The sequence below is a fragment of the Lapidilactobacillus wuchangensis genome (assembly GCF_003946645.1).
In the GTDB taxonomy this organism is placed as follows: Bacteria; Bacillota; Bacilli; order Lactobacillales; family Lactobacillaceae; genus Lapidilactobacillus; species Lapidilactobacillus wuchangensis.
The window spans coordinates 1-21,202 of sequence record NZ_RHOU01000013.1 but is presented as its reverse complement, the minus strand read 5'-3'; the positions used below and the strand labels follow the sequence as shown (position 1 = coordinate 21,202).

General features: G+C 44.2%; 19 protein-coding genes. 9 read left to right on the top strand and 10 right to left on the bottom strand.

The genetic code is table 11. The features are described from left to right. Positions 1-216 precede the first annotated feature (216 nt). A complete protein-coding gene (locus EKM82_RS09565; RefSeq protein ID WP_164508221.1) occupies positions 217-1,284 on the top strand; it encodes a GntR family transcriptional regulator in 1,068 nt (355 codons plus the stop codon). Positions 1,285-1,369: 85 nt separating this feature from the next. On the opposite strand, the gene EKM82_RS09560 is transcribed toward EKM82_RS09565, so the two are convergent. From EKM82_RS09560 to EKM82_RS09540, 6 genes are all read right to left on the bottom strand, one after another. Then, a complete protein-coding gene (locus EKM82_RS09560) occupies positions 1,370-2,311 on the bottom strand; it encodes a M48 family metalloprotease (protein ID WP_125768566.1) in 942 nt (313 codons plus the stop codon). A gap of 20 nt (positions 2,312-2,331) precedes the next feature. Next, positions 2,332-2,949: a LemA family protein gene (locus tag EKM82_RS09555; protein ID WP_125768634.1), complete on the bottom strand. Its 618-nt coding sequence runs from the start codon at positions 2,947-2,949 to the stop codon at positions 2,332-2,334. A 151-nt stretch (positions 2,950-3,100) separates the two neighbouring features. Further along, a complete protein-coding gene (gene ald, locus EKM82_RS09550) occupies positions 3,101-4,210 on the bottom strand; it encodes an alanine dehydrogenase (protein WP_125768563.1) in 1,110 nt (369 codons plus the stop codon). Positions 4,211-4,301: 91 nt separating this feature from the next. Beyond that, on the bottom strand, positions 4,302-4,514 hold the full coding sequence (locus EKM82_RS11605) for a hypothetical protein (protein WP_164508220.1): 213 nt from the start codon (positions 4,512-4,514) through the stop codon (positions 4,302-4,304). Between the two features lie 532 nt (positions 4,515-5,046). Beyond that, positions 5,047-6,840, bottom strand: a complete 1,794-nt coding sequence (locus EKM82_RS09545; RefSeq protein ID WP_125768560.1) for an ABC transporter ATP-binding protein — start codon at positions 6,838-6,840, stop codon at positions 5,047-5,049. Next, positions 6,821-8,578 carry an ABC transporter ATP-binding protein gene (locus EKM82_RS09540; RefSeq protein ID WP_125768557.1) on the bottom strand — a complete coding sequence of 586 codons (1,758 nt, stop codon included), beginning with the start codon at positions 8,576-8,578 and terminating at the stop codon, positions 6,821-6,823. The genes EKM82_RS09545 and EKM82_RS09540 overlap by 20 nt, the downstream gene beginning before the upstream one ends. A gap of 802 nt (positions 8,579-9,380) precedes the next feature. Between EKM82_RS09540 and EKM82_RS09535 the strand changes: the two genes are divergently transcribed. After that, positions 9,381-10,208: an AraC family transcriptional regulator gene (locus tag EKM82_RS09535; RefSeq protein ID WP_125768554.1), complete on the top strand. Its 828-nt coding sequence runs from the start codon at positions 9,381-9,383 to the stop codon at positions 10,206-10,208. A gap of 106 nt (positions 10,209-10,314) precedes the next feature. Next, positions 10,315-11,070 carry an NUDIX domain-containing protein gene (locus tag EKM82_RS09530; protein ID WP_125768552.1) on the top strand — a complete coding sequence of 252 codons (756 nt, stop codon included), beginning with the start codon at positions 10,315-10,317 and terminating at the stop codon, positions 11,068-11,070. 324 nt (positions 11,071-11,394) lie between these two features. On the opposite strand, the gene EKM82_RS09525 is transcribed toward EKM82_RS09530, so the two are convergent. Further along, positions 11,395-11,625, bottom strand: a complete 231-nt coding sequence (locus EKM82_RS09525) for a hypothetical protein (RefSeq protein WP_125768549.1) — start codon at positions 11,623-11,625, stop codon at positions 11,395-11,397. Positions 11,626-11,916: 291 nt separating this feature from the next. Between EKM82_RS09525 and nadB the strand changes: the two genes are divergently transcribed. Genes nadB through nadA form a run of 3 tightly spaced genes read left to right on the top strand, consistent with a single transcriptional unit; the run spans position 11,917 to position 15,322 of the window. Further along, entirely contained in the window at positions 11,917-13,392 is a 1,476-nt protein-coding gene (gene nadB / locus EKM82_RS09520) for an L-aspartate oxidase (protein WP_125768546.1), read from the top strand. Between the two features lie 2 nt (positions 13,393-13,394). Beyond that, a complete protein-coding gene (nadC, locus tag EKM82_RS09515; RefSeq protein ID WP_125768543.1) occupies positions 13,395-14,231 on the top strand; it encodes a carboxylating nicotinate-nucleotide diphosphorylase in 837 nt (278 codons plus the stop codon). Then, positions 14,228-15,322 carry a quinolinate synthase NadA gene (gene nadA, locus EKM82_RS09510; protein ID WP_125768540.1) on the top strand — a complete coding sequence of 365 codons (1,095 nt, stop codon included), beginning with the start codon at positions 14,228-14,230 and terminating at the stop codon, positions 15,320-15,322. The genes nadC and nadA overlap by 4 nt, the downstream gene beginning before the upstream one ends. A 16-nt stretch (positions 15,323-15,338) precedes the next feature. Here nadA and EKM82_RS11600 read toward each other — a convergent pair whose 3' ends face one another. Beyond that, positions 15,339-15,500 carry a hypothetical protein gene (locus EKM82_RS11600; RefSeq protein ID WP_164508219.1) on the bottom strand — a complete coding sequence of 54 codons (162 nt, stop codon included), beginning with the start codon at positions 15,498-15,500 and terminating at the stop codon, positions 15,339-15,341. Between the two features lie 421 nt (positions 15,501-15,921). Between EKM82_RS11600 and EKM82_RS09505 the strand changes: the two genes are divergently transcribed. Further along, positions 15,922-17,019, top strand: a complete 1,098-nt coding sequence (locus tag EKM82_RS09505; RefSeq protein WP_125768538.1) for a cysteine desulfurase family protein — start codon at positions 15,922-15,924, stop codon at positions 17,017-17,019. Between the two features lie 144 nt (positions 17,020-17,163). Here the strand turns inward: EKM82_RS09505 and EKM82_RS09500 are convergent, their stop codons facing one another. After that, positions 17,164-19,005: a MucBP domain-containing protein gene (locus tag EKM82_RS09500; RefSeq protein WP_125768534.1), complete on the bottom strand. Its 1,842-nt coding sequence runs from the start codon at positions 19,003-19,005 to the stop codon at positions 17,164-17,166. A 298-nt stretch (positions 19,006-19,303) separates the two neighbouring features. Between EKM82_RS09500 and EKM82_RS09495 the strand changes: the two genes are divergently transcribed. Further along, positions 19,304-20,287, top strand: a complete 984-nt coding sequence (locus tag EKM82_RS09495) for a choloylglycine hydrolase family protein (protein WP_125768531.1) — start codon at positions 19,304-19,306, stop codon at positions 20,285-20,287. Positions 20,288-20,316: 29 nt separating this feature from the next. Further along, the gene (locus EKM82_RS09490) at positions 20,317-21,009 is read left to right on the top strand and encodes an SGNH/GDSL hydrolase family protein (RefSeq protein ID WP_164508218.1); all 693 of its coding nucleotides are present in this window, start codon (positions 20,317-20,319) and stop codon (positions 21,007-21,009) included. 10 nt (positions 21,010-21,019) lie between these two features. Here the strand turns inward: EKM82_RS09490 and EKM82_RS11840 are convergent. Beyond that, positions 21,020-21,202 (bottom strand): hypothetical protein (locus tag EKM82_RS11840; RefSeq protein WP_225419713.1); only part of this gene is annotated, 183 nt, incomplete at its 5' end.

The following is a 21,202-nucleotide window of genomic DNA, read 5'->3' as shown; positions in this document are numbered from 1 at the left end:
CCCTTATTACTCAAATGACTTATAATGTATGCATTACATTAAATACACTCCTTTTGGACTTAGATTGCTCTTTGTATTACAATTGAATAATATCATATATATAGGCAATGTAAATGCTTTCAAAGACAATTATCGATTATTTATATCATATGATATGTTTTTTATAACATTTGAAAAGAGGATATTATGCCTTACAACAATCACGAACCCTTGTACATGCAAATTTATTTAGAATTAAAAAGACGAATTAATCAGGGTATCTATCCAATTGGTACAATGATCCCGATTGAAAAAAATCTTATCGTTGAATTCAACGTCAGTCGAATTACAATTCAAAAAGCCATCAAGTTATTAGTTGACGATAATCTCGTTGAAAGGAAATCGGGAGTTGGCACTTTTGTCCTTCATATTGAAAAAGAAGTTGCGGCAAATAAAACTATCGGACTAATTATTCCAGGTTTATTGCCCAGCTTCGGCGAAAACTTGCTCAGTTCAATTGAGGCAGAGTGTACAAAGCAAGGGTATTATTTATTGCTAAAAATTTCTCACGAAAGTCAAACGTTGGAAAAGGCTTGTACGCAGGAACTTCTTGATTTTCCTGTTGATGGGTTACTTATCGAACCTGTTCAAAAGAAATTTTATAACCCACTGTTAATCAAAAAGATATTATCTGGATTTCCCATTGTCGTTTTAGACAAAGAGTTGGCTGGAATTGACAGTTTATTTGTTAGTACCGATCATTACGACGGCGCATTAAAATCAGCAAATTATCTCTTACAACATCGACAACACAATATTGGGATAATTACATATCGAAGCATTACTAATTCATCTCTAGAAAAAAGAATCAATGCATTTAGAGAAGCTTATGCAAATGACTCGATAAGTCTTACGGATTCCAACATTGCACGAGTAGTGGATAGTTATTATTTAAATCCAGATATCTCGACTGGGAGTAATTCTGACGTTGCAAATATCAAACGCTATATTTTGAAGAAGAAGCCCACATGTCTAGTTGTTTTAGATAGTTACCTTGGTATGCTAACTAAAAAAGCCATCGATGATCTTGGCCTAAAAATTCCACAAGATATTTCATTATTTGGTTTTGACTCAAATAAAATCGAAAACTATGCGCCAGAATACACATTTCTTTCTCAGAGTGAACAAGAACTTGGAAAAGAGAGTGTTTCATTACTCATAGAATCTTTAAATCAAACTGTCAAGCAGAAGAGAATTTTGATACCTGCTAATATCCAGGAATGTCACTCAGTATCTTTCTTATAATGCATAGAGAAGAATATTTCTGGTATAAAAAAAGACATTTCAAACGTGAAATGTCTTTTTATGCGTACTTATTAAAGTAATGAGCCTAATCTAGTAATTTCTGCAGGCGGGCAATTCGTTCATCTAGTGGTGGATGACTCAGCCAAAGTTTGTCGAAAAAGCCAACTTGATGATCCTTGCCAGTAACTGGCGCACTGATATACAGCGCCGCGGCGGCGCGATTAACGTGCTTCATGGGCACATCATCTTGCTTTAATTCCTCGAGAGCATCAATTAAGCCTTGGGGATTGCGAGTCAATTCAGCCGCTGAAACATCAGCCAATGACTCACGTTGCCGACTAACGGCGAATTGCAAAGCACGGGCCATGGGAACACCGACAATCATGATCACTAAACCGGCCAACATCAAGGCCAACGCCAAAACGGCGGCATTTTTACCATCATCGTCATCATCACGACGACGGCCAGAACCGGTATAAAGCATCAATTGACCAGCGCGCAGCAGACCCACACCAGTCCCACTGATCACCGCTGTAATACCAGTGGCAATCGTCGAGACGCGCACATCATAATTACGAATATGACTGGCCTCATGGGCAATCACGCCTTTAATCATCGCGCGATTCATATGATCCAGCAGTCCTGTTGTCACCGCGATTTGGCCATGAGCCGGATCACGTCCCGTGGCAAAAGCATTCTGAGTCTCATCTTGAATCAAATAAATCTTCGGCATGGGAATTTCAGCCAATTGAGCAACCTCGCTGACAATATTCTCCAATTGCGGATTTTCACCAGGCTGTAACTCATTGGCATGACTAATATTCATTAAAAATTTCGCCGAATAAAAATAATTAAAAATCAAATAAGCACTGGCGCCGATCAGGAACCACAAGGCCACTTGCCACCAAGTATTCCCAGCAAATAGATAACCCAGAGCAGCGCCAATACCCACTAATAAAACTAAAGCGGCGATCATTAACTCGACCGTGCGCTTTTTATTTTGGTCAATTTCTTGTAATAACGACATTACGCTCGACCAACCTTCTGTTAAAATTCAACTTTTGGAACGGCCTTACTCGCTTCAGGCACTGTTAAGAATGGCTTCTTCTCAGCGTGCAACATGCCGGCAATAATTGAGTTAGGGAACATTTGAATCACATTGTTGAAAGCCTTCGCCGAATTATTGTACAGTTGTCGACTAGCAGCCACCTGATTTTCTGTGTTGGTCAATTCTTCTTGTAATTGCGAGAAGTTTTGATTGGCTTTCAAATCAGGGTAATTTTCAGTCAACATCATTAACCGATCCATGGGAATCAAACTATTCTGTTGGAAACGCGCCGCCACATCTTTTTGCGCTTGGGCAGCTTGGTTAGCGTTGTTAACATCATCAGCCGCCTGTTCCAACTTAGCCAAATCCTGCTGACCATGATCAACATTGGCATTACGCGCCGCCACCACATTCTGCAGCGTCTCACGTTCATGCTTGGCGTAACCCTTGACCGTTGACACCAAATTAGGAATCAAATCGCCACGACGTTGTAGTTGGACGTCGATTTGACTTAACTTCTCTTCCGTATCATTGCCGAAACGCACAATTTTCCGTTGAATGCCAATGCCCCACAACACCAGTAACAAGACCACAACTAAAATAATGATCAATACCATCTTCAACAGCTCGCTTTCCTGACTAAAATCAGTTTATTTAGCTTGATTGTAGCACACTGACCAGATTTTACCGTTGATTATGATTAGCCTTTATTCCCACAGAAAATAAAAAAGCTTGCCTTCAAAAATGAAGACAAACTGGCGATTCAAATTAGAATAATTTAATGGGATCAGCATACGGCAATTGTAAGCTATTGGCTACTGCTTCAGCCGTAACTTGGCCGGCATAAGTATTCAGGCCAGACAGAATTGTTGGATTAGCTTGCGCCGCAGCAACAATTCCTGCCTTTGCAATAGTAACTGCATAAGGCGTCGTCACACTAGTTAAAGCATCAGTCGCCGTTTTTGGTACCGCGCCGGGAATATTGGCCACCGCATAATGAACCACACCATGATGCAAGTAAACCGGATCAGCGAAAGTACTGGCATGATCGCTGGTGGCAAAAATACCACCTTGGTCAATGGGAATATCGACTAGCACTGAGCCAGGTTCCATTGACTTGACCATCGCCTCGCTGACTAACTTCGGTGCTTTGGCGCCAGGAATTAACACGGCGCCAATGACAACATCGGCGTGTTTAACCGATTTAGCAATATTAACTGGATTAGAGAATAAGGTCTGAATATGGCCATCGAATAAATTATCAATATTGGCCAAAACTTTCGGATTAATATCGAGCAACGTGACTTGCGCGCCTAAACCAAGGGCTGTTTTGGCGGCGTTTAAACCAACCGTGCCCCCGCCAATGACCGTGACGCGACTCTTACGAATTCCGGGCACACCGCTAAGCAGCACCCCTTTGCCGCCATATTGTTCTTGTAAGAATTGTGCGCCAATTAGAACTGCCATTCGGCCAGCCACTTCGCTCATTGGATTCAAGGCTGGCAAACTACCATCAGCTGCACGCATGGTTTCATAACCCACGGCAGTTACTTTATTTTCCAACAAAGCCTGCGTTAATTGTGGATTTGGTGCTAGATGTAAATAAGTGTACAAAATCAAACCAGGTCGGAAGAAATGATACTCTTCAGGCAGAGGTTCCTTAACTTTGATGACCATGTCACTAGTCCAAGCCGCCGTCGCATCAACAATTTCAGCACCGGCTGCTTGGTAATCGGCGTCAGCATACCCGGCATTCTGCCCAGCATTTGATTCAACGACTACTTCTTGATTTGCTTGGCGCAATTGCTGGACACCAGCAGGCGTCAGGCCAACGCGATTTTCGTTGTTCTTGATCTCTTTGGGAATTCCAATTCTCATGTTAACCACCTCTTAGCTTCTACCATACCACACTTTATGGATGCGCTGTCATCAGACGAAAGTAGGAAAATGCCACAATCACATAATTTTCTCATGAAAAGTCACTACTAAAATTAAAAACTATTAAAACATGAAAGTGACATAGAAACGGAACTTGTTCTGACTCCATTGCGGGCTTGCTGGTTGTGGAACGCTGCCGGCATCGATTTGAATCAATTGAAGACCAAATTGTTTCAAATACGAGCCTTTGTCTAACCACTAAAGCGGCAAGACAAATTTGGCGGCTGACAACCACGCCCTCCATTCCGTCTGGAGTTGAGTTAGTGTACTTCACAATTGATAGTGGTTAAGGCAGTGTTAGCGGGGCTCAGAAATCCAATTCAATCTGTAATAATAGTTGAGTAGCACAAAAATGGTGTGACAACCCTCTTCTCAGTCGCGATTGTCACGCCTACTTTGTTTCACCACAATCTGGTTCGGCCAGCTAGTGGTGATCAGTTTTGTTAGTTTAATCCAGGCAGGGGACCAGCGATTGGCGTCAATGGTGAAATTATTCTTGCCGCTTTAGCGGTTAGAATAAGACTCGTATCTGAGATTGTTGCTGAAAGCAATAAGCTCAGATCGATGTCCACCATGTTCCACGCCCATAAAATCGCTGGGCCCCTGCCGCACTCAACTAAGGAGCGACTAAGCGCTTAAATCAACGTCATGGCATTCCACGCCAAGCAGCCCGGAACAAAGTCAGACACAATTCCGCCTAGAACCCAACAATTTTTATTTAATAAAATCCCATTAAAAAAGCCAGCTCAGCTTTATGAGTTGGCTTTAAATAACAATTATTCAGCTAATGGTTCCAATTTCAGCATTTCATATTGTGATTGATACAACTGGTAGTACAAGCCGTGTTCATGCATCAATTCGTCATGAGTGCCGTGTTCCATAATTTTACCATTGTCGACGTAGAAAATTTGGTCGCAATTTTTAATGGTGGAGAGACGATGGGCGATGATGAATGAGGTTCGGCCTTCAAGTAAGGCCAGCAAGCCTGACTGCAATAATTCTTCAGTCTTGGTATCAATACTTGACGTAGCTTCATCAAGAATCAGGATTCGCGGATCAGCTAACAGCACCCGGGCAAAGGCAACTAATTGCCGTTGACCAGCTGATAACGTACTCCCACGTTCTTCAACCGTCGTCTGATAACCATCCTTTAATTCACTGATGAAATCATCAGCGCGGACAATTTTAGCGGCGGCGACCACTTCTTCATCGGTGGCGTCTAGCTTGCCGTAACGAATGTTATCCATAATCGTCCCGGAGAAAATGAACGTATCCTGCAACATCACACCCATTTGCTTCCGTAACGAGGCTAGAGTAACATCGCGAACGTCATGGCCATCGATCAAAACTTTACCTTCGTTAACATCGTAGAAACGACTGAGTAAATTAATGATGGTTGTTTTACCAGCACCAGTTGGGCCAACTAAAGCCACTGATTGTCCTTGGTCAACACGGAAAGAAACGTCCTTCAAAATATTCTTACCTGGCTCATAACGGAAGTTCACGTGATCGAAAGTCACGTTACCTTCGATTTGTGGCAATGGTTTAGCGCCGTCATGATCTTGAATCTTTGGCACTTCATCCATGGTTTCAAAAATCCGTTCCAAGTAAGCTGTCGCTGTGATCAGTGAGTTGTAGAAGTTACCAATATTAATGACTGGGTTCCAGAAGTTATTAATATAACCAATGAAGGCAATCAAGGTACCAGTACTAACTTGAACGCCAATTTGACGAATCCCGACAAAGTAAATCAAGCACATCGTCAAGACGGCAATATTTTGAACCCCAGGCCACAGCAAGAACTGAATTTTAACGGCGTGCATCCAAGAGCCCCGGTAAGCTTCGTTATCTTCATCGAAAATCCGGAAGTTTTCCTTTTCGCGAGCGAAGGATTGGGTGACCTTGATCCCAGAAATGCTTTCATGAATATAGGCATTCAAGTTGGATTGCTTATTACTGAGAATTTGATAAGCCTTCCGTTGCCGATCTTGAATGAACCAGACCATTAAAACTAAGACTGGAATTAAAATCAAACTGTACCACGTTAACTTGGCGTTAATCGCAAACATGAAGATCAGGGTAATAATCACGTTGAAAATATCAGAAATCAAGTTGACTAAGCCGTTACTCAGCAAGTCACTCAAGGTGTTGATGTAGTTAACTACCCGAATTAAAATTTTGCCATGCGGGCGACTGTCAAAATAGGAGAAGGATAATTTCTGCAGATGCTGGAAAATATCCAAACGCATATCCTTCAGCACATCTTGACCTAATTCGGTAATGGCGTAAATCCGATAACGTAAACACCAACCGATGAAGAATAGCGAGAGCGTGAAAAGGCCGCCCATGATCCAAAGATCGCGATAATTCTTCTGCGGAATAATGGTATCAATCGTAATTTTGGTGAAGTACGGGCCTAACATCCCGGCGACGTTCGCCAAAATAATCACGATTAAAATTAAATAAATTCGTTTCATGTAAGGCTTGAGATATTGAGCCAAACGTTGATAGTCGTGCCAATTAAACTGTTTGGTTAATTCTTCATCCTGATTAGACTGATTGCGGGCCAATTTGCTCCCCCTTTTCTAAACCTAATTGCTTCTGGAAGACATCGTAGTATTTGCCGTGTTGGGCCATTAATTGATCGTGGGTGCCATGTTCAACGACGTGGCCTTTCTCCATTAACATGATCAAATCAGCTTCACGGACTGATGAAATTCGGTTGGCAATAATAAAGGTTGTTTTTTTAGTCGTCATTTTAGCTAACTCTTGTTGAATCTTCGTTTCGGTTTCCATATCAACGGCCGAAGTCGTATCGTCCAAAATCAGAATTGAAGGATCTTTCGCCAAAGCACGAGCCAACGAAATCCGTTGTTTCTGACCACCAGACAAGCCAACACCCCGTTCACCAACGACCGTGTCATAGCCATCTGGCATTTTCACGATAAAACTATCGGCATCAGCAATCCGCGCCATTGATTGAACGTATTGCTGATCCAAATTAGGCCGGCCGAATGAAATGTTGTCGGCAATTGTGTTAGAAAACAGGAACACATCCTGCATAACCATCGAAATATTGTCCCGTAATTGCCGAATTGGGTAATCACGCGCATTTTTGTCGTCAATCAGCACTTTGCCACTGGTTGGGTCGTAGAAACGGCCGATCAAGTTAACCAAAGTTGTTTTACCCGAGCCAGTCTCACCAATAATGCCGACAGTTTGCCCTGGTTCAGCCGTGAAATTAATATCCGTTAAAACGGCATGTTCCGGATCATCTTCGAAATGGAAATTGACATGATCGAAAATAACTTTACCCTTAACCCGTAACTGATCTTGGGCATTGCGCACTTCAATTTTTGGTTTAGCGGATAACATTTGGCGAATCTTGACACAAGAAGCCAAGAAACGTTCGACGTCGTTGATCAACCAACCACTCATCCGCATTGGTTGATTCAGCATCCAAAGATAACCATTGAAGACCACCAAATCACCTAAAGTCATTTCGCCCTTGATCACTAAGTAGCCACCAAAAACGAGGGCAATGACTGACAAGCTATTTGCCACACCATCCTGCCAAGGCAAGAAGCGTTTTGAAACATTAGCGGCATCCATATTGCGTTGTTTGTAATCTTCGTTGAATTTGTTGAATTTCTGAATTTCGAAATCTTCGCGAACAAAAGCTTTAACAACCCGGTTACCACTGATGTTCTCTTCCACCATGGAATTCAGACGAGCAAAACTTTGCCGAATTTCAAAAAACACTGGATGTTGCGCTGACGCCATTTTCTGCGTCAAAATATAAATAAGTGGGGTCACTGCAACTAAAGCCAAGGTCAATTTCCAATTGATCATGCTCATGACCACAATCGAAACTACAAAGTAAAAGACACACTCCAAGACTTGGTAACTAACCCAAGAAACAAAGTGGCGAATCGCATCGGTATCCCCAGTCATCCGCGTCATAATATCCCCGACCCGGGTGTGATTAAAGAAATCAAAGTCCAACTCTTGCAGCTTACGATACATGTCTTCGCGCAGATCAAATAACGTATTTTGGCCGGTTTGTTCGAATAATATCTGATAAATATAACGCGTCACCGTCCGGACCAACGTCACAATAATCATGATCAACAACAATGGCACTAGTAAGCGTCCTTGATGATTGTCAATGACCTTATCGACAATTTGCCCCATCAAATATGGATTGACCAGAATCAAAGCGGTACTAATTAGAAAGAAAAATGTTGCAATCACTAATTTTTTACGATTAGCTTTGACATACTGCCAAATCCACTGAAAGTTGTTCATTTGTAAGAAGCCTCCAATCTTCAAGTGTCTATTATGGGGGTTTTGAACTAGATTTAAATGGTAATTACTCGTAAAATGAATGTATTATCTTAACATTACCGAAATCGCTTTAGTCATGATTTTAGCAGTAATGAAAAGGAATACAGAATTGGTTAGTTTTTCTGAAAATAGTGCTTAATTTGACATTGGATTAGTGCCTGGCGCTCCTTAGTTGAGAACGGCAGGGGCCCAGCGATTTTATGGGCGTGGAACGCTGTGGCCGTCGATTGAAGCCAATTCAAAAACCGAATTGTCTCCAATACGAGGCTTTGACTAGCTGCTAAAGCAGCAAGACAAATTTCACAGCTGACGCCAATCGCTGGTCCCCTGCCTGGATTAAACTGATAAATCTGAGCACCACTATTTAGCTGGACCAGATTATGATGATACAAAAGCAACGTGACAATCTCTACTGATAATCAAGTTATCAGACTGCCTCTTTTATTATTTGATTATTATGACTGCTTTAATTGAACCAATGAATCTCGCTAATATCGCCTTAATGACTAACAAGGATGAAGTGCTCCACCTCGACTCCAGACGGAATGGAGGGCGTGGTTGCCAGCCGCCAAATTTGTCTTGCTGCTTTAGCAGTTAGACAAAGGGTTGTATTTAAGATTGTTGCGGAGCAATAAGCTTAAATCAATCCCGGCCGCGTTCCGCAACCAAAAAGCCCGCAATGGAGTCAACCACAATTCTGCCCAAAACCTTTTTCTAATTCAAATTACTCATTTCTAACATTTAAGGAGTTCAATTATTTATTATGAGTTATGCTGATGCCCGCACCTTTAATCCCGACGTTCTTTATATGTTTGACACTTGGAATAAAGTCCAATCTGCTCACGAAATTCACAGCCATGATTTTCTAGAAATCAGTATTTTGCTGGAGGGCCAATCCCATTATTTCGTCGATAATCATTGGACCGAAATTCATGCTGGTGAGATTTTACTGTTTAATCCCCAAGTTCGCCACGGTGAATGTCAGAAAGTTGGCACTTATTCGCACCAATTGCACATTGGCATCAAGAATATTTCGTTGCACGGTTTGCCACGGAACTTTTTGCCGACTAAAAAATCCCAATTGGAGATTGGCGAATATCAATATAAAATCATTGATAAAGCGTGGCAATTAGTTGGCGAGCTGGATCAGCAAGATGATGGCTACCAGTTGATCAGTAAGGGCATCATCATCGAAATTCTCGTTTCGATTTTGCGCGGTTTAACAATTCGTCAGGACAACTACATCAAGCCATTCCTCTCCAAAACTGAGAAAAAGCAGAATCATTTGGTGGAGAATGTCATCTATTTTTTGGAGAATCATTACGCCGAAGATATTACTTTGGAGGAACTAGCCCAGGACAATTATGTCAGCCCCGCTTATTTATCGCGGATTTTCAAGGAAGCAACTGACATGAGTCCCATCAATTACCTCATTCAAATTCGGCTGAAGAACGCCCACGCCCTGCTTAAAAATGAAGACACTACAGTTAAAGAAATCGCTTCGGCAGTCGGCTATGAAGACGCCTATCATTTCAGCAAGTTATTTAAGAAATACTACGGCGTTTCCCCTTCACAAATCGAAGACAAATAAGCCAGCCAACCACTTTTATTTTTAAGTTTATTCGCTAAAAAACGGTGCGTTCACTTATCACGAAAATTTTTGTTAGAATAACAATAAGACTTACTGGAGTGATCTTATGGCAAACATTTTAGAACGACCGCTAATTACTATCACAAATATTATTTGGAGCTTTGACCGTGCGACTCAACAAATTCAAGTTTTGTTGGTCAAACGTGCTCATGCTCCTTTCAAAGACAGTTGGGCCTTGCCCGAAACTTTCATGCGCGCCAACGAAAGTGCTGATGAGGCCACATTACGACTAATTAAAGAAAAAATTGGCCTAACACTCACCGAATTTCACACCGAACAATTGGCCACTTTTACTGACCGACGACGGACAACTGATGAGCGCGCCTTATCACTGGCCTACATGACTTTTCTTCCGGAAATGAGCCCTTTACAGGCTGGCTATGGCGCCACCGATGCCCGTTGGTTCACTTTTGGTTTTTTGAAGAAAACCTATCAGCTTAGTAATCAACAACTCCATTTTCAAACCACCAACGCTACTGCTGACCAATATTATCAAAAATTACCTGCCACCAAGTCTGCTGAGCAACTGGCTTTTGATCATCAATGGATTTTAACCGTGGCTTGTCAACGAATCTTGAATAAATTGGACTATCAGCCCAACATTTTGATGATTCTCGGCGCCAGTTTTACGCTACGTGAGGCGCGCACTATTTACGCTATCTTCCGCAAGACTACTTTGAACGCAATTGATAATTCCAATTTTAAAAAAACCCATCAGCATTTATTTCTTGAGGCTGGCACCACTAGTCAATTGCGCGTCGGTCGTCCAGCGCGGCTCTATCGCTTGAAACCACAGAATTGATTGCTAACCTTAAAGCATTAAAAAATATAATGAAGTTTTGAAAAGAACTGGTTCTGACTCCATTGCGGGCTGCTTGGCGTGGAACGCTGCCGGCGTTGATTTGAGCTTATTGCTCCGCAACAATCTCAAATGCAAGCCTTGTTCTAAGTGGCCCAGCCACTAAGAACAATTTGGCGGCTGACGCCAAGATCCCTCCATTCCGTCTGGAGTTGAGTTAGTGCAGTTCACATTTGTTAGTTCTTAAGTGGTAGTGGGATTCAGTAACTCAATTCAATCAGTAATAATAGTTGAACAGCACAAAAATCGGTGGGACAACTCTATTTTTCAGTAGAGATTGTCCCACCATTTTTTTGTAGCACCACAATCTGGTCCGGCTAAATAGTAGTGCTGAGTTCTGTTAGTTTTATCAGGTGGGTGCTGGGCGATTGGCGTCAGCTGTGAAATTATTCTTAGCGATTTATCGCTTAGAATAAGCCTCGAATTTGAAACAATTTGGTTTGTAATTGGTTCAAATCGACGGCCACAGCGTTCCACGCCCTCTAAATCGCCCAGCACCCACCCACCTTCTCCAATTGGGGAATTCTTGGCACAACTTCGATTGTCACTGCAACATTTCTCCGTGAAACTTACTGACTTTATGCTATGCGCGTAACTTGTATTCACAAATTGATTGCGTTATGGTATTGCTTGAATATAAAAGTACTTTTTACTTTTTTGTCTAGACAGGTCTGTTAATAAGGCAACGATGTCTAGATATGTTTAAGTACTTTTTACTTTAATAAAGTTAACTAAATATTTTGCATTGCTCCTTAAACAAATGGCGATGCTAAGAAGAAGTGAGACAAAATGAAGAAAGTTTTGATTATCGGTGCTGGACTGGCCGGTTGTTATTTGGCGGCCCGTTTACAAAATGATTGCGAGGTCACCATTATTACCAAGGGTGAGCGAGCTGAGAGCGACTCGATGTTGGCTCAAGGTGGCATTGCGGCGGCCTTGGACCCTGGTGATTCGCCACGCCAACATGCCCAGGACACTTTGGCAGCGGGACAATATCATAATTCGATTGCGGCTGTTGAGCAATTAGTGACGGCTGGTCCTGAGTTGTTGGCCCAGTTGATTCGTCAAGGAATGCAATTCGATCATGACGAGCAGGGCCAGTTAGATTTCGGGCTAGAGGGCGCTCATAGTTATCATCGGATTTTACATGCTGATGGCGATCAAACTGGCGCTGCTTTAACTAGCTTCGTCCAACAGCAATTGAACAACGTCACTTGGTTGACGCAAACAAATGTGCTGCAACTGGTCGTCGAGCACCACCGTTGTCGTGGTGTTTTGGTGCGTAAAACTGGGCAAGCAACCACCACCATAATCAATGGTGATGCCGTCATTCTTGCCACTGGTGGCTTAGGCAATCTTTATCCATACACAACCAATGATGACACCGTCACTGGCGATGGTTTTGCCTTGGCGATGCGGGCCAAAGTGGCGCTGGCTGATATGGCTTACGTGCAATTTCATCCCACGTTGTTGATGATTGACCACCAATGCTATGGCCTGATCACCGAAGCCATTCGCGGTGCCGGAGCGCGTCTAGTCGATGAAAATAACCAACGCATTATGGCGACGGTCCCCCATCACGACTTGGCGCCGCGCGATGTGGTCGCCCGCCAGTTAACCAAATGGCAAGCTGCTGGTCATCAATTATTCCTAGATATTAGTGACGTGCCAAATTTTGAACAACATTTTATTGGTGTGACTGCTAATTTAGACCACCATCACATCCCCTTCCGCGAAACTAATCGCATTCCTGTGCAACCAGGGGCCCACTTTATGATGGGCGGTTTGCGAGCGGATTTAAATGGTCAAACCTCGCTGCCCGGACTATTTGCCATTGGTGAAGTTGCTTGTAACGGCGTTCATGGCGCCAACCGCTTAGCCAGCAACTCCTTGCTCGACTGCCTTGTCAGTGCTGCCAAGGCTGGCGAAACCATTACCCAAACGACGCCATTAACTGCAACTAATTTAACAACTACCGACGCCCTGACCAGCGAACAATCAAGACCGATGGCAGTGAACCTGCCAAGTTTAGCCGAACTACAGCAGCAAGCCTGGGCCAACATCGGAATTGTGCGCCAACCCGCAAAATTACAAGCCTTCATTAACTGGTTAGCGCAATATCATTTGGCCGAATTAGTGCCCGCGCAATTAACCGACGCGCAATTGACGATTGTTAATTTGGGCCTCTGTGCCGAATTAATCGCCAAAGCAGCTTTAGCGGAGCCACAAAACCTTGGTGCTAATTATCTTGTAAAGGAGTCCTAATCATGAACCCATTATTACTACGCACGGCTTTGACTAGCTTTCTCCAAGAAGACCTTGGTTTTGGTGACGCCAGTGCCCAGCTTTTTGCCGGTCAAACCGTGACAGGCCATTTCCTCGCTAAAACCACTGGCATTCTTTGCGGACAACAAATTCCCCAAATTGTTTATGATTTATTAGGCACTGCGCACTATGAAGCGGTTGTCCCTGACGGTCAAGCGATCAAAGTTGGTGAAATCTACGGCCGCGTTCAAGGCGATGCGGCGACAATTTTGGCTGGTGAACGGCTGATTTTAAATTTGCTGCAACGGATGTCCGGGATTGCTAGCGCCACTCAGCGAGCAGTAACCCTGCTGGCCGACCCGACCATTAAAATCACCGACACTCGCAAAACCGTCCCCGGCTTGCGATTGTTCGACAAGTACGCCGTTCATTGCGGTGGCGGTGCCAATCATCGTTTTGGCCTGGACCAAGGCATGATGCTCAAGGACAATCATCTTGCTGCAGCTGGTGGCGTCATGGCCGCGTTGAAAAAAGCGCAAGCCAGCGCTGGTCCCCTAATGCAAATTGAAGTCGAAGTGGAAACGAAGGCACAATTATTAGCGGCCATCGAGCAACAGGCGCGTGTGATCATGTTCGATAATCAAACGCCAACGACGATTAAAGCGTGGCAAAAATTGGTGCCCGCAACGACTCAAACTGAAGCTTCCGGCGGCATTACTTGGGACAACTTAGCAACGTATCGTCATTGTGGCGTGAATTTTATTTCCATGGGCGTTTTAACCAACAACGTGCAACCGTTAGATCTCAGTTTCAATCTTGAAGGAGTGACGAAAGCATGATTCTCACTAGTTTAAAAGATAAAGTCGCTTTTAATCGTTATTACGACGAACCAGCGGCTGATCAAATTGCTCGAATTACCCGGATCAAAAAAGATTTTGGCGACGATTTACTGTTAGTCGCCCACCATTATCAAAAAGATGAGGTCATGCAATTTGCCGACGCCCGTGGTGATTCATTGAAGCTGGCTCAAATTGCGGCCAATACCCATCAAGCTAAAAAAATTATTTTTTGCGGTGTACATTTTATGGCCGAAACGGCGGACATTCTCACCAGTGATCAACAAAGTGTGGTTTTACCTGACCCAATGGCTGGTTGTTCCATGGCTGACATGGCCAATTCCTTCCAGCTGACCCAAGCCTGGGCCAAATTGACTGCCGAATTTGGCGACGATATTTTACCAATCACTTACGTCAATTCAACCGCCGCGATTAAATCGTTTGTTGGCGACCATGGCGGCGTAGTCGTCACCTCCAGCAACGCTAAAAACATCGTTAGTTGGGCATTACATCGGGCTAAACGACTATTATTCTTGCCAGATCAACATTTAGGCCGCAATACTGCCCTTGATTTAGGCTTAACCCCGGAAAACATTGGCTTATGGCTGGCTCGTGAGAATCAATTGCAAGCTGAAAATCACCAAGCTTTGCGCGTCATTCTTTGGGACGGCTATTGCTCTGTGCATCAACAATTTAAAGTTGAGCAGATTAACGCCCTCCGTGAAAAGTATCCCGACATCAAAATTATTGTTCATCCTGAGTGTGCTCACGAAGTCGTTGCGGCGGCTGATGAAGAAGGTTCCACGGCCGCAATTATCAACTATGTCAAACAAGCCCCAGCTGGCGCCCGCATTGCGATTGGCACCGACAACAATTTGGTTGGTCGCTTGATTCATCAATACCCCGACAAGCAGCTAATGTTCCTCAATCCCTTTTCTTGCTCCTGCATTCTGATGAATCGCATCGATTTGCCTCATTTGGCCTGGACCATGGATCAACTAGCTGCGGGGCAACCAGGTAATGTGATCACCGTCGCCCCAGAAATCGCCAGTGGTGCCAAAAAAGCCCTAGACCGCATGTTGCTGCTTAGTTAAAAACTAGTGCCCCTGGTTAAAACAGAACGGTGTCTGACTGCATTCCGGGCTTGCTGGTTGTGGAACGCGGCCGGCATCGATTTGAACCAATTACAGACCAAATTGTTTCAAATACGAGCCTTATACTAAGCGATAAATCGCTAAGTATAATTTGGCGGCTGACAACCACGCCCTCCATTCCGTCTGGAAATGAGTTGGTGCAAACAATTATTGTTAGCATTTGCGGCAATGCAAGTGGGATGGGCTCAACTCAAACTTTACTTGCTATATTCGATAGTGACCAAAAAGCGCCTGAGTCACAGTCTTTAAATTAGCGAAAGAACTTAGAACGTCTAGCTTTACTATTTTGTCTTGATATCAGCCATAACTAAAGTGGAATAAACTAGCTCAAAACGTAGTGGAGGCCGCCGGGGTGTCAGTCGCCAAATTCTTCTTGCCGCTTTAGCGGTTAGAAGAAGACCTGTATTTGAGATTGTTGCGTCAGCAATAAGCTTAAATCAGCGTCGGCAACGTTCCACACCCCGCCGGCCGCAACGGAGTTGTCCACTATTTTGCCCCAAATCAGTTCTGCTTCAATCAACTCGAAAGGAGGAATCTGAATGATTTATTTCGATCATGCTGCTACCACTAAAATGAGCCTGAACGCACTGCAAACGTATCAAGAAGTGGCCGCTCATTTTTTTGCGAACAGTGAAAGTCTCCACCAGGCGGGCAACGCCGCGGGCCAATTGATTCAAGAGGCTCGCCAACAATTGGCCAGTACCTTTCAGCTTAATCCTGAGGGAATTATTTTCACGAGCGGTGGTACTGAAGCTAACGAAGTCGGCATCAAAGCCCTGGCTCGAGGTACGAACAAGCCGGAAATTCTGGTCAGTCCCCTGGAGCATGCTTCGGTCTATCAAGTACTCAATGAATTAGCGACTCGCGACAATTACCAAATCCGCAAGTTGCCAGTTGATCAACACGGTCACATCACTGCCGCTACTTTGGCCGCGGCCATCACGCCAGCGACTGGTTTAATTGTCATTCAAGCAGTTAATCCAATTACTGGCGTGACGCAGGACATCGATGGCCTGCAAGCCGTTGCGGCAACCAAGCAGCGACCACTATTTGTTGATGCCGTCCAAGGAATCGCTAAAATACCGCTGAACTTGCACCAACTAGCTGGTTTTAGCGCTAGTGCTCATAAATTTAACGGTCCTAAAAGCTGCGGCTTCCTTTATTTGGCACCGGATTATCCCGCGACGCCTGAATATCAAAATGTTTTCCAGCAGCAGGGATTCTTACCGGGCACGTTGGATACACCAGGAATTATCAGCATGTTAACCGCCCTCACAGAAAGTCTAGCAGCCATGCCCGCATCGCTGGTGCAATTACAAAAACTGCGCCAACATTTTTACCAGTCTTTGGCGCCTAGTTGTCGGCGAATTGGTGACAATACTGATTACCCGGGAATTTGTGGGCTGCTGCTACCCAAATTAACTGGTCAAGAAGTGGCGACACGTTTAGGCCAGCAAGGTATTTGTCTCTCAACAGTCAGTGCCTGCAGTATTAAAGATCCTCGTCCTGACCCGACACTAACAGCACTGGGCCTAACAACAAGCGAGGCCGAGCGCTACCTGCGAATTTCCTTTGGCCCTGAAAACACCTTGACTGAAGTCGATCAAATGCTGACTGCCTTAACGCCTTATGTTTAAAATCAGCCCAATTTCCCACGAAATTTTTATTTCTCCACGCTGCAAAAAAGAGCCCATCAACTAACATCTCAATGATGCTGCTGACGCGCTCTTTTTTTTGTTTCGATAAAAATGAGTTGAAATGGTACCTCTGCCGCACGTTGATTAACGCTGCTTGCGCACAATTCTAACGGCACTAATGGCAATTAAAGCGGTAATGATTGCCACGCCTAAAACGGTTGCGGCCCATTGCTTGCCAGAATGAATCTCGCTAGTTTGTGGTAACGATTTGTTGGCAACGACTTTGGTTTGTGGCGTGCTCATTGTCGTCGGTTTAGTCGTGACCACCGTTTGTTTCCGGACCACTTTATTCGTAATACCAGATGTGCTCGGCTTTTTGGTCGTAGTCGAGTTATTACTGGTGGTTGGTTTTTTTGGTGGTGTTGGCTTCGTTTCTGGTTTCGTCTTTTCATCAGTTTCTCTGGTGTAATAGAGATCAACTGTTTGAGGATCTTGCTGATAAGTCCCCGTTAACGAGCCACTTTTTTCAGTATCCAAGGTAAAGTCACTGATTTTCGCCGCCGTAGTCAAATCGAACTTATCACCAATCTTCATATCGGTGCCTAATTGTAGCGGCGCCTGAATCGCTTCACCAGTCGCGCTATTCACGAAATTAACGGTGACCTCAGGATGAGCCAACCAATTAACGGCCCGATAAATCATGCCATCGTAAGTAAACTGGACTTTATTAGGATAAGTTATTTGAATAAATGCCGTTCCCGCACCGGCTGGATTGCGCAAATAGCCTTGTTGGCCATACGTTAGATAGCCACTCATTTGATTCGTAAACGGATAAGCTTCCGGTATTTGGTATTGACCGTTGCCTAAATAATTAATGGTCGCCAAGGTATGGCTGGCATTCGTATTAAACGAATAATTAGGCGTGTGGTCAATTTGAACACCATCAGGACCAACTAATTCATTCGCGGTGAAAACTAGTGGCTGCTGCATCACGGCGTTGATTTTATTTAAATTTCGATAGACTTGGCCAACAGCAAAAATCGAAACGGGTTGAGTAATGCCTTTTAACGGGCTGAAATCAGTTAAGCAATTATCAGCCAAGCCAATCTCGTTAACTGGTGTGGCGTGACCGTTATTAGCAATCGTCACCAACCAAGGCCCTAATAAAGCCAATTGCCGATTCGTCAAACCATTCGGATTTTGTTGATAAGTGCCATCCTGACCATTGCCACCGTCCAATTCAATGTAAGAAAGGCGACTGGCATCGGTAACACTCATTAACTCTTGCAATGACGCATCCGTCATCAAGCCCCAATTAGGTGTGCTCAATGACAACTGATCGAAATTGATCTTCGCCAATGGTGAAAAATCATAACTGCTACCAGCTTGGGCCGGCACACTAATTTTCACGGTCAAAAAAATGGCATTTTTACTGGCAAGATTCTGCAGAACTTCCAAACCCTTTAATGAAGTGATTGGTATTGGTGTGGGTTGATAAATGTTCACTAATCCAGTATAGTTCTTGACCACATTAGGCGTCAGCGCGTCAGGCGTCACGCCAAATGCTTTCGCCACCACTGCCGCTAAATTAGCGTCGGCAAATTGCACCGGCGTATCATCAGCCGCCACAGTTGCTGGCGTTGATTTATTCGTTGTCGGATTAGCTGCTGCCGGTGTTGTGGTACTCACCGAATTGGCTGCTTCCGAAGTTGATACTTTTGAAGTCGCTGCTTCTGAAGCGGTGCTGTTCGTCACAGCCGAATCCGCCTGCTGATCAGCACTAGCCTCATTACTAGCTGCCGGTGTCGTCGCCGGCGTTACAGTGTTACTTGGTAGTAGCATGGTTGCTGAGGCTGTATCGGCATCGGTTGCTGCCTTAGCTGTCGTTAATGAACCGCTAAGACTGCCCCAACCTAAAACCACCGCACTGACTAAAGCCAGGCTCACCTTAAATCGTTGCTGTTTATTCTGTGTCGTTTTCAACATTGAGAACTCCCTCTCCCCAACTAGCCGACCTTTCCCCAAAGGTCCGATCTGAACGCTTAAAAGTGTGAATTGATAAGGGTTCAATCACTAGTCTTTATCTTTGAACACCGTTATTTTATGAAGTTTTCGGCCAACAAGCAATTTTTCTGCCAGTAAGTCTGCTAAAACCTAGACAGGTTTTTGTTTAAACAAGTTTTCAAGTAACTAACTCTTGCGCGTTGTTTTTCAATTTTAAAAATGCTATTATTGCAACCATATTTAGCTGTTTTTAGACAGACAAAGAAACGAGGACAATTTTATGTGTACAAGTATTAGTTACTTAGCCAAAAACGACCATGTCTTTCTGGGCCGGACCATGGATTTCGGATTTGAATTAAACGGTCATCCCATCGCAATTCCTCGTCATTATCAATGGCAATCACAACTAGGCGAAACTTATACCTTTAAATATGGCTTCATTGGCATTGGCCGCAAGCTCGACGATTATTTATTTGCCGACGGTGTGAATGAACATGGCTTAGCCGTAGCCGAACTGTATTTTGCCGGCGAAGCTGCTTACGCTGAAGTTGTGCCTGACAAAAAAGGCCAATTAGCCGCGCACGAATTTATTATGTGGGTACTGGGTAATTTAAGCAGTGTTGCTGAAGTTAAGTCAGCTAGCCAAGAAATCACTTTAGTCGACTTACCTAGCAAATTGCTGAAAGTGACCTCACCACTTCATTTCATCATGACTGATGCCACTGGTGCTTGTATTGTGGTCGAACCTGAAGCTGACGGCCTGCATATTATTGACAATCAAGTCGGTGTCATGGCCAACAGTCCTGAATTTCCTTGGCATTTAACGAATTTACGAAATTATTTAGGCTTGGATCCTCACAGTGTCAACCACCGTCAATTAGGCGATGTTGAGCTGCAATCATTTGGCCCCGGTTCAGGCACTTTCGGTTTGCCTGGTGGCTATTCTTCACCAGAGCGATTTGTGCGCGCTGCTTATTTACGCAACACGATTCAAGCAAGCACTGATACTGATGCCAACGTCACGAATTTATTCCGGATTCTTGATAACGTGACGATTCCCAAAGGCGCCAAGCTCCAAACAAATGGTGAAATGGATTACACTCAATACCGCGTCGTGATGGACCTGACCACGAAAACCGTTTATTTCCAACCATACAATAGTCTGCAGCTTTTTGCCGCCCGATTAACTGATGAACTACTTGAGCAAGATCAAGTCACTGAATTTACAGTCAATCCTGGTCTCGGTGCAATTTCATTAAATTAGTTCACGAATAAAATTTTGTTAAGGTGGCCTTGATTATTTTGGAAATTGCTAACTTACCTGGTAATGCTGCTAAATACAGCGTTGCCCAAACTCCACGGCATGCAGCAACTCAGCTTACCGGTAAAAAAATTGGTTTTTTAGGCTCTTCAATTACGATTGGGGCTGGCTCATTAAATGAATCCTTCGTCGATTTTTTAACCGCCGAAGTAGGCATCATCCCGGCAGAATCGGCCATTAGTGGCACCACTTTAGCTGGCCCGGCGAGTGATTCCTACATTGAACGATTACACAGCGACTTTAAAAACGTCACGAGCCTTGATGCTTTCGTTTGCCAGCTCTCAACTAATGACGACCGTCAAGGCAAAGCGGTGGGCCAAATCACTGACGCTTTTGATAGCGGCAGCTTTGATACCACAACTACAACTGGCGCTCTTGAAGAAATCTGCGCCGAGGTAACCGCACGCTATCATTGCCCAATTCTCTGCTACACTTGCCTGCGTGACCCTCAGGAAACTGATTATGCTGCTTTGATTCAACAGCTTTATCGGCTCCAAGCAAAATGGCACTTTCAGATTTTGGATCTTTGGGCCGACGAGCAAGTCAAACAGGCCACTGCCGCACAACCAATGGCAATGATGGATGACGCTCATCCAACTCGCTTTGGTTATCGGGAGATTTGGACGCCGCGGTTTGAAGCAGCACTAACGGCTTTAATGTCCTGATTTGGTCTTATTAATTCAAGACAAGGTTGGCAAGTCTTCCCAATTGAAAACGGCAGGGGCCCAGCGATTTAGAGGGCGTGGAACATGGTGGGCGTTGATTTGAGCTTATTGCTAATGCAACAATCTCAAATACAAGCCTTATTCTAACCGCTAAAGCGGCAAGAATAATTTCACCATTGACGCCAATCGCTGG